Annotated in this window: 8 protein-coding genes; 2 read left to right on the top strand and 6 right to left on the bottom strand. The window is 61.7% G+C overall.

Annotated elements, in window-relative coordinates:
* Window positions 1-897: IPT/TIG domain-containing protein (locus VGL22_RS16145; RefSeq protein WP_465267970.1), on the bottom strand; the 897-nt coding region annotated here is incomplete at its 3' end.
* Window positions 898-1,364: 467 nt separating this feature from the next.
* On the opposite strand from VGL22_RS16145, the gene VGL22_RS16140 reads away from it, so the two are divergent.
* Together VGL22_RS16140 and VGL22_RS16135 are read left to right on the top strand one after the other, a co-directional pair.
* Window positions 1,365-2,351, top strand: a complete 987-nt coding sequence (locus VGL22_RS16140; protein ID WP_465267969.1) for a bifunctional enoyl-CoA hydratase/phosphate acetyltransferase — start codon at window positions 1,365-1,367, stop codon at window positions 2,349-2,351.
* Window positions 2,352-2,845: 494 nt separating this feature from the next.
* Window positions 2,846-3,685, top strand: coding sequence for a manganese catalase family protein (locus tag VGL22_RS16135; RefSeq protein ID WP_465267968.1), 840 nt, complete (start codon window positions 2,846-2,848; stop codon window positions 3,683-3,685).
* A gap of 86 nt (window positions 3,686-3,771) precedes the next feature.
* Here VGL22_RS16135 and VGL22_RS16130 read toward each other — a convergent pair whose 3' ends face one another.
* From VGL22_RS16130 to VGL22_RS16110, 5 genes are all read right to left on the bottom strand, one after another.
* Complete coding sequence (locus tag VGL22_RS16130) at window positions 3,772-4,350, bottom strand: TadE/TadG family type IV pilus assembly protein (protein WP_465267967.1); 579 nt, start codon at window positions 4,348-4,350, stop codon at window positions 3,772-3,774.
* Between the two features lies 1 nt (window position 4,351).
* Window positions 4,352-4,819 carry a TadE family protein gene (locus VGL22_RS16125; protein ID WP_465267966.1) on the bottom strand — a complete coding sequence of 156 codons (468 nt, stop codon included), beginning with the start codon at window positions 4,817-4,819 and terminating at the stop codon, window positions 4,352-4,354.
* A 61-nt stretch (window positions 4,820-4,880) separates the two neighbouring features.
* The gene (locus VGL22_RS16120) at window positions 4,881-6,248 is read right to left on the bottom strand and encodes a pilus assembly protein TadG-related protein (protein WP_465267965.1); all 1,368 of its coding nucleotides are present in this window, start codon (window positions 6,246-6,248) and stop codon (window positions 4,881-4,883) included.
* Between the two features lie 396 nt (window positions 6,249-6,644).
* Window positions 6,645-8,183, bottom strand: a complete 1,539-nt coding sequence (gene gcvPB, locus VGL22_RS16115; protein ID WP_465267964.1) for an aminomethyl-transferring glycine dehydrogenase subunit GcvPB — start codon at window positions 8,181-8,183, stop codon at window positions 6,645-6,647.
* A 105-nt stretch (window positions 8,184-8,288) separates the two neighbouring features.
* Window positions 8,289-8,747: an REP-associated tyrosine transposase gene (locus VGL22_RS16110; RefSeq protein WP_465267963.1), complete on the bottom strand. Its 459-nt coding sequence runs from the start codon at window positions 8,745-8,747 to the stop codon at window positions 8,289-8,291.
* Window positions 8,748-9,005: the final 258 nt, after the last annotated feature.

The raw sequence follows: 9,005 nt of genomic DNA, 5'->3' as shown, positions 1-9,005 counted from the left end.
AGCTCCCCCTTCGTTCGAGTTGCCCGTGGGATCAGTGGTGGCTCCCAGGAAAGCAGCAGCCGTTGAGGTCCCCGCGGCGCCGAGCACGGTGACGGTAAAGTGCCCCGCCGTACATGCGGAAGGCAGCGCGAGCACGGTTACGGGAACAATGGCGAGGCCGGTGCTCTCCAGAAACGGATTGACCCCAACGGGAGAACCGACCGCCGTGACGGGGTTGTTCTCAAACAGCAGGTTGGCTGAAAACACCAATCCGCCATTTACCCCAGCCGCTCCGGCAGGCCCGGTCGCACCGGGTGCACCCGTCGGACCTGTTGGTCCAGCCGGCCCCGTGGCTCCAGCCGGCCCCGTGGCTCCAGCCGGCCCCGTCGCACCTTGCGGCCCTTGCGCTCCGGCAGCACCCGTTGCACCTTGCGGCCCTTGCGCTCCGGTAGCACCCGTTGCACCTTGCGGCCCTTGCGCTCCGGTAGCACCGGGAGCACCTTGCGGCCCTGCAGCGCCTTGCGGGCCAGTCAATCCCATCGGTCCTGGGACTCCTTGCGGGCCTTGCGGACCAGTTGGACCAATCGCGCCGATCGCCGCTTCAAAAAATGCTGTTCGATGGTCGTCATCTCCGCGACGGTCTTCGTTCTCCACTGACAGCAGGTAGGCTCCCGCGGCTATGCCGGTTGGAAGTTGAGCCGTAATGCTGGCGCTGGTCGAACTCGCCACGGTCAGAGCGGTCCCGTCCAGGGTTACCTTCGGGGTTCTGGCTCCAAAGTTGTTGCCGCTGATGGTGATCTGCGTTCCCGCAGTGTTTTCCGTAACACTCATGATGTACGGCGAATGGCTTCCCTGCGCGGCGGCCAGCCCGGGAACGGCGAGCAGCACCAAGGCAAAAAGAGATACACGATGAGACATTCACAACCTCCTATGGAAAATGCCGAAATAGTACCCAGACGTAGCGGGGATTGCAGAGGATGGGGAGGAAGGCAGGAGACGCAACCGCGCACCTGCGCAAGCACTACGGGGTGAGCGAGACGGCACACCGGATCTTTCTGATTCCCGTAGCGTTTTCCTTTGGACTAATGGCCTGGAAAATTGACCCGGGGGAGCGACGCGATCTTAGGATTGGCTCAAACATCTTGTCAAGGGATTTTCCCTCTGCGCGCCTGTCACCCTGGTTGCTCGTTCCTCAATCCGCCCTATCGAGGCCGGTGAGGAGGGCGTTGAGTCACTGGAGCGTCGCGCCGGGAGCTTTGTACCGCAATTCAGTATCCTAGTCCGCAGTGTGACCGGCGGCACAGGCCCTGAACATCCTTACAGCAGACAATTGTTCTCGTGAGGCCGCATACAATCGAGTCATGACGGCCGGGAGAGAACCTTTAATGAGCGATCTTGCCCCTCTTGCTGAAGCTGTGGCCGTTGACCCACTGGTTGGCCACCCAGCCGATTTTCACGTGTTTCATCGATTTTTGGAGCGCTGCAAAAACCTCCCGGCAATCACCACGGCCGTGGTGTGGCCCCTGTCAGGAGTGGCTTTGAGGGGTGCCGTGGAAGCGGCCCAGGAAGGGCTGATCGAGCCTACCCTGATTGGCGATGAAGCCGAGTTAAAGGCGCTGGCAAACGAGATCGGCGTCGACATCAGCAACTACCCGATTCTGCAGGCCGACACCGAAGCCAGAGCCGCCGAACTGGGCTGCATCATGTGCCGCTCGGGAAATGCCCAGGCCATTATGAAGGGCAGCCTGCATACCGACGAGTTGATGCGCGCCGCCATGAACAAGGACACGGGCCTGCGCACCAACCGGCGCATCAGCCACGTTTTCGTCATGGATACACCCGCGTATGACCGAACCCTGCTCATCACAGACGCGGCCATCAACATCACGCCTGAGCTCGAAGACAAGGTGCACATTGTGCAGAACGCCATCGACCTGGCGCACGCCCTCGGCATTCCTGAGCCGAAGGTGGCGCTGCTCTCGGCTGTGGAGACGGTGAACCCGAAGATCAAGTCGACTCTGGACGCCGCGGCGCTCTGCAAGATGGCGGATCGCGGGCAGATCACCGGCGGAATTCTGGATGGGCCTTTGGCTTTCGACACGGCGGTGAGTGCGCGCGCGGCCGACATAAAGAAGCTGGAGTCGCCCGTGGTCGGCCAGGCCGACATCCTGGTGGTGCCGGATCTGGAGAGCGGCAACATGCTGGCCAAGCAACTGGAGTACCTGGGTGGCGCGCAGATGGCGGGCGTTGTGCTTGGGGCGCGGGTGCCTGCGATTCTGACGAGCCGCGCGGATTCGGCCGAAACCAGGCTGACGAGTTGCGCCGTGGCAATGCTGATGCACTATGCTACGCACCCAGCGCTGAAAGTCTAAACGCCAGACAAAAGCATTCGAGGCGGCGCCGGTTCCGGCGCCGTCGGATTGCCGACATAGTCCCATCAGGGGTGAAGTCCATCTCTCACGGGCTGCGCCCCGGCGCAGATTGCGCAGCTCTCCAGCCAGAGACTTACCGCTCGACGAACCCCTTCCTTCTCCTCGCATCGTCGCGTTCCCATGGCCAGAAAACGCGCGTGGAAAAACCCGCACCCAGAACAGGTGTTCGGTCACTGGATGCCCGAATTGATTAAGTTGGAGGGCGCAGGCCAACTTCGGTGGACTGCGCGCATCACAGCGGGCAGCGTGATCAAGACGGCAAGTGCGGGCCCGCGGACCGGGGTTGATACTCCGGCGGCCGGAGTCTGCGCGCGGTCCGTCTTCGATTCGCCTTAGGTTTCACCGGGTGCGGCGCGCCGATGCGGGGCAGAAGGCTCGGGTGCTCGGCAGCCGCTCTCCGCCATCATTCAGGTTTCACCAAGGAGGGATTGCCTGTGTATCACCACATAAAGAAGCTCATGTACACCGTGAAAGTGGACACGCCGGACGTGCGTTTCGGCCGCATGCTGCTGGAGCAGTTTGGCGGCGCCAACGGCGAACTCGCCGCCGCCATGCAGTACACCATTCAGGGCTGGAACTGCGTGGACGACATAGCGCGGCGCGATCTGCTCCTGGACATCGGAACCGAAGAGTTGAGCCATCTGGAGGTGGTGGGAGCGCTGATCCGCATGCACCTCAAGCCGCTGAAGACGGAGGCGGAGGCAGCGGAGGCTGATCCGCTGGTGACGATTGCGGGCGGCGGCGGAGTAGCTCTGAACAACTCAGCCGGGAATCCCTGGACTGCCGATTACCTCAAAGTCACCGGCGAACTGGACGTGGATCTGCGCAGCAACATTGCCGCGGAAGCGCGCGCGAAGATCGTGTATGAGCGGTTGATCGACCATACGCAGGATCCCGGATCGATCGACACTCTGCAGTTCCTGATGACCCGCGAGATCACGCACATGAAGGCGTTCACGGCGGCGCTGGAGACCCTGGAGAAGCGGCCGTTTTCCATCGGCCGTCTGGCGCCCACGCCGAAGCTGGTCGATGAGTACTTCAACGGGTCCACCGGAACAGGCGATGAGGGCGATAAGGACGTGCGCGGTCCGTGGGCGAACATGTTCGGCTTGCATGAGGTGCAGTCGCAGATGAACGGCGGCGAAGGGCTGTCGATTGACTATGTGGAGGGAGTGGCGGGTCCGGAAGACCGCGGCAAGCAGGATGACGGTCAGAAGGCAACTACCGCGCCGGAGCAGAGCGAGTTGATCGGCGTGGCAGAAGCGAAGTACTAAGTCGGGCAGCGCGTCCGGGGCTGTGTGGCGAAAGTTTGTCGCGCTGCCCCGGAGGGCTCCGAACGCCGAAACAGCGCACCCTGACGCTACTGCCAGATTACCTTCGAAGCTGTGCTGGTCAACGTGAGGCCGGAGCTCCTGACAAATGGAACGCTGGCATAGGTGTAAGTCACGGTTACTTTGATGACGTTTCCAGGTTTGGCATTGGAGTTATCGTCGACGCAGCCTGTGACTCCATCTGAATTGCACCAGTTGACGGTTACACCGGTGCTTCCAGCGCCCATGCCTGGCTGCTTTTGCGCAAAGGCAAGAACGTCAGCGTCAGCGGCGGGGCAGGTGGAAATATTGGGATTGAGGCAGGAGGTAGCGCCGCCTGAGGTGACGCTGGAGGCGGTGCCGCGCACGCTGGCCCAGCGAGCTGTCTGCCGGGACGCCTCACCTACGCAATGCAGGGAGAAGAGGACCAGGCATAGCTGGAGGAAGCCGAAGCAGAACAGGAAAAACACATTCGCACAGATGGCGAACTCGAGGAGCTCCGCGCCGGTCTCGCCGCGTCCGTGCTTCCGCCAGCAGCGGCTCAGGAAGGCGGCTGGTCTGAGCGCAAGTCTTAGGATGGGCATGCTCTTGATCACGGTGTATCGATTCTCCTTGAGGGCGGGGCTCACGTCATTTCACCAGGTTGACGCGCGCCCGTGAGGTCATGGCGATGGACGTTCCGGACAGGAAGCTGACGATGGGAGCGACATTTGCGCTGCCGGTGACCTGTACGTAGGGCAGCGTGCCGGTAGCGCACGTGGGCAGGGTGTTGCCGTTCGTGGCGGCGCCCGTCCCGCACCCCGTAGCCATGGTGGCCGTAAAGGTGGAGCCGGACTTCAACAGGGAGACCAGTTCCGGCGCGTCATTGGTGGCCGCGGCAGTCACCTGTGTCTGCGTGGGCAGAATGCTGTTCGAGTTCTCGAAGTAGTACTGTGAGGCGAAGGACGCTGCGGCGTGGGTAGCATCGGTGAGTTCGACGGAGGCGTAGACATACAGGCTCAACTCGGTTGTTCCCACCAGGAGAACGGGCCCGAGAATGCCCATGACGAGAGCGAGTTCCACCACAGATCCGCCCTGCTCGCGCCAGGCCGTTCTCATCCGCTCTAACATCCTCTTGATCATTGCCGCATGACTCCGCACTGCCGCTGGCGCGGCTGGCCTACTGCGCCAGAGTGACTCCCGAGCTTCCCGACGAGGAACCCGAGGAAGATGGGTTGTAGTTGTTGGTGACGGTACTGCCGCCCACCACCGTGATGGTGTTGGCGATGATGTTGGAGCTCATGGTGCTGGTGCCGCTGCCGTTCCCGAGCATGAGGTTGGTGTTGGGAGCATAGATGGCGCCGGTGAAGGAGGAACTGGCGCCCCCGCCGAAGGTGAACGTGTCAGGAGTGCTGGCGGAGCTGTTGCCATCCCAGATGGCGATGCCGGAATAACTTCCGCTGGTAGGCGCCGAGATGTTCATGGTCGTGCCGTTGCCCACGCCGTAGGGCGTGGAGCCGCCCGCCACTTGGGTATTGTTGCCGGAATTGGAGATAGCTCCGTTAGCGAGGAAGATTGTGACGCCGCTGCCGTTGATGGTGGTGCCGCTGTTGGTGCTGAAGGTCTTGGTGATGATGTACGTGCCGGCCGTCATCGTCAGGGTGGAGACGTTGGAGGTGTTGAAGTTGCAGTAGGTGCCTGGGCCGATCGTTTCGGCGGCTCCGCCGGCGTTGTGGTTCACCATCCAGGAGGGGTCGATGCAGGTACCGGCGGTTGGCTTGGTGGGCATGGACGACGCCAGGGGGTCACCTGCGCATCCCTTGAGGATGGGGGTAGTGGTGACTTTGCTGCCGCTGTTATCGGTTCCATAGCTGGGCGCGGTGTTCGATTTGGCTACGATGTTGCCCGATCCCCACGCGTAGATGGCTGCCGCAGTCGAGCCGCTGCCGGCGCTGGCCGGCCCGCATGCCTGAACGCCGCAATTGGGGGCTTTGATTTTGCTGCTGCCTTGTACGGAGACGTCGGACATGACCTTGGTATTCCACACCATGCTGGTGGAGCCATTGACCTCGACACCGGAGGCATTGGGGACCTGGGCCCCGGTTTGGCTCAGGCCGAGCATGCACTCGTCGTTGACGGCGAGCTTGTAAGAGGCGGCGGCGACCGCGGAGACGTCAATGGTTTTGAACTTGGAGCCCAGAATGGGCATGAAGATGGTGGCCGAATGCTGGGTGACCTTCACCTGCACGAAGCCAGTGGTGGAGTTCGCGGTTTGCACGGCGGCTGTGACCGACGCTTGTCCCGAACTTGACCCAAGGGTCAATCCGTTCTGCGTGGCCCCCGTGTTGGCTCCAGTCTGGCCGGTGGTGTCGGTCTTGATCTGTGCCGCTGCCAGCAGGGCGCCGGAATCGGCAGCCTTCTGGACCATGCGCTTGGTGCGGTAGAGCATGCCGACGTCCGTTGCCAGGGCGATCATGCCCATCAGCAGCGTCAGGCTGAGCGCAATCAGCGTCAGCACATTTCCGTTTTCATCCTTCAGAATCTTCATCGTCTTTCCAGCCAATCCGGACGAGCCCCTCGCCTTGTACCAGGGCAGATCGCGAGCGGGGTCCGGGGAGACACGCCTCCCTTGGTTATGGCGGACAAGTCGAGACCCGGCGAATGGCACGGCTGTGGAGCTCTGTCCCAGAGGTAGCAATGGACATGCCAAAGTGGGTCCGCATTAAATGCTTGGGAATGAAGGAGGTGCGCGGCGCAAAGAATGTGGGGTGTAATCGCGTGTAGACAGCGCGGACCGGGCGGGGAGATCACCCGGTTACAGATTTGATTTCTGTGGGCGTTGGCGAGGGGGCTGGCTAAGCTGTTCTGCGACGGTACGTTAATGCTTGGTGGGGGGTGTCACGTGCCTCCGAGGTGGAGGCACGTTGCGGCGGCGGCAACGCGGCTATTCGGGCTTCCAGCGCAGGACCGGCTTGCGGGCTGCCCCGACTTCATCGAGGCGCGAGACGCGGGTGGAGTGGGGAGCGGTCTTGACCAGCTCGGGGTGTTCGTCGACTTCCTTCGCGATGGAGCGCATGGCGGCGATGAACAGGTCCAGCTCCTCGACGGATTCGCTCTCCGTGGGCTCAATCATGAGGGCGCCGGGGACGATGAGAGGGAAGCTGACGGTGTAGGGGTGGAAGCCGTAGTCAATCAGGCGCTTGGCGATGTCGCCGGTCTTCACGCCCTTGGCCTGCTGGCGCTTGTCGGAGAAGACGACCTCGTGCATGGAGGGCGTTTTGTAGGGGAGCTCGTAGAGGTCCTCGAGCTTCTTGCGGATGTAATTGGCGTTCAGCACGGCGTCTTCCGTGGTCTGGCGCAGGCCGTCAGGGCCATTGGCCAGGATGTAAGCCAGGGCGCGGATGAACATGCCGGTGTTGCCGTAGAAGGCGCGCACGCGGCCGACGCTCTGTGGCCGGTCATAGTCCCAATGCAGCTCGCCCTCTTTCCCTTTTTCCCTTGTTCCCTCTTTCCCTGCGGTTCGCACCAGAACCGGCGTGGGAAGGAACGGCTCGAGGAACTTCTTGCAGGCCACCGGGCCGGAGCCGGGGCCGCCCCCGCCATGTGGCGTGGAGAAGGTCTTGTGCAGGTTGAGGTGCATCACGTCTACGCCGAAGTCGCCGGGCCGGACCTTGCCGACGAGGGCGTTCATGTTGGCGCCATCCATGTAAAGCAGGGCGCCCTTGGCGTGGAGAATGTCGGCGATCTTGTGGATCTGGTTTTCGAAGACGCCGATAGTCGAGGGGTTGGTGAGCATCAGCGCGGCGGTTTCTTCGTCGACCTGGCGCTCGAGCGCATCGAGGTCGATGCCGCCGTCAGCGTTGGACTTGAGGTTCTCGACCTGGTAGCCGCAGATGGCGGCGGTGGCGGGGTTGGTGCCGTGCGCGGAGTCAGGGATGATGATCTTTTTGCGGGCGTTGCCGTTGGACTCATGCCAGGCGCGGGCCAGCAGGATGCCGGTGAATTCGCCATGCGCGCCGGCTGCCGGCTGGAGAGTGATGGTGTCCATGCCGGTGATTTCGATGAGGCAGCGCTGCAGGAGGTCGATGACCTCCATGATGCCCTGGGCGAGGGAGTCGGGGCGGTAGGGATGGGCCTCGGCCAGGCCTTCGATGCGGGAGACGAACTCGTTGACGCGCGGGTTGTACTTCATCGTGCAGGAGCCCAGCGGATACATGCCGAGATCGATGGCGTAGTTCCACGTGGAGAGCCGCGTGAAGTGGCGGATGATTTCGATCTCCGACAACTCCGGCAATAGCCCGTCGGTCGTGCGGAACGTCTCGCCCAGCAGCTCAGCCGTATTCACGGCCGGCACGTCGAGCGGGGGCAACTTGTAGCCCTTCTTGCCGGGGGAGGATTTCTCGAAGGTCAGGCGCTCGTTCTGCGTCTGGTGCGCGCGGACTTTGCCGGTAGTGGTGCGGGATGCGTCTCGTTCAGTTGCCATTCTTCAGTGCCTCTGATTCCTTATCTCGATATCAGGTCAATTTCAATTTGAAGGGATACCTGTTCTGTAACAAGGGCACGGCTTCAGCCGGGCCACCATTGCTCATCAAACATATTCCGGGGCTTTAGCCCCTGCTGACCTTCGTTCGGCCAGAGTTCGAAAACAGAACGAATACTCCTCGCCCTCATGTACCAGCCCTGCTTTGAGCGGATTCTCCGCGATGTATTCCCGATGCCCTTCAAATGCCTGCCTGTTCATGACTTGCACTTCCGTGAATCCCCTCTGCCAAACCTCGCCTGTGTAGCCGCACTCATGAGAAAGACGATGAGAGAACCTGCCCTTGATGAGTTGCATTGCTTTCTCGATCGTCATGTCGTCGCGAACTTCGATCAGGATGTGGATGTGATCGGGCATGATCACGAAGTCGTGCAATGTGAACTTGTGTTCCGCGATGAGCGAGCGGAACACATCGATGAGAAGGTTGGCGTTGCGTTCGGATTGCAGGAGTCGCAGGCCCATGCTCGTCTTAGTCGTCGCGAAGAAGATGCGCGACGGATTCAGCACATTGACTGGATCGGAATTGCGAGCTGGGTGCGACATGGCAGGGGCTAAAGCCCAGTCCCTTCTTGGTTTGCTGCTCTCGGCCCGGCTAAAGCCGTGCCCTCGTTACAAAACCTTCGCGTTGCAGCACGACTAAAGCCGTGCCCTTGTTACAAAGCCGAACCAGACGTGCACAGATCGGAATTACCCTTCATCTTCATCGGGGTCGTACTCGACGCGCCACATGAACCACCCGAAAAACAGACCTGCAGCAAACCATTG

The sequence above is a fragment of the Occallatibacter sp. genome (assembly GCF_036502485.1).
Taxonomy (GTDB): domain Bacteria; phylum Acidobacteriota; class Terriglobia; order Terriglobales; family Acidobacteriaceae; genus Telmatobacter.
This window is presented reverse-complemented; position numbering and strand designations above follow the sequence as displayed.

Bases quoted from the DNA above. Each gene is read 5' to 3' on its own strand.
- gcvPB (WP_465267964.1), bottom strand. From the start codon at position 8,183: ATGGCAACTGAACGAGACGCATCCCGCACCACTACCGGCAAAGTCCGC.
- VGL22_RS16120 (WP_465267965.1), bottom strand. From the start codon at position 6,248: ATGAAGATTCTGAAGGATGAAAACGGAAATGTGCTGACGCTGATTGCG.
- VGL22_RS16125 (WP_465267966.1), bottom strand. From the start codon at position 4,819: ATGAGAACGGCCTGGCGCGAGCAGGGCGGATCTGTGGTGGAACTCGCT.
- VGL22_RS16140 (WP_465267969.1), top strand. From the start codon at position 1,365: ATGAGCGATCTTGCCCCTCTTGCTGAAGCTGTGGCCGTTGACCCACTG.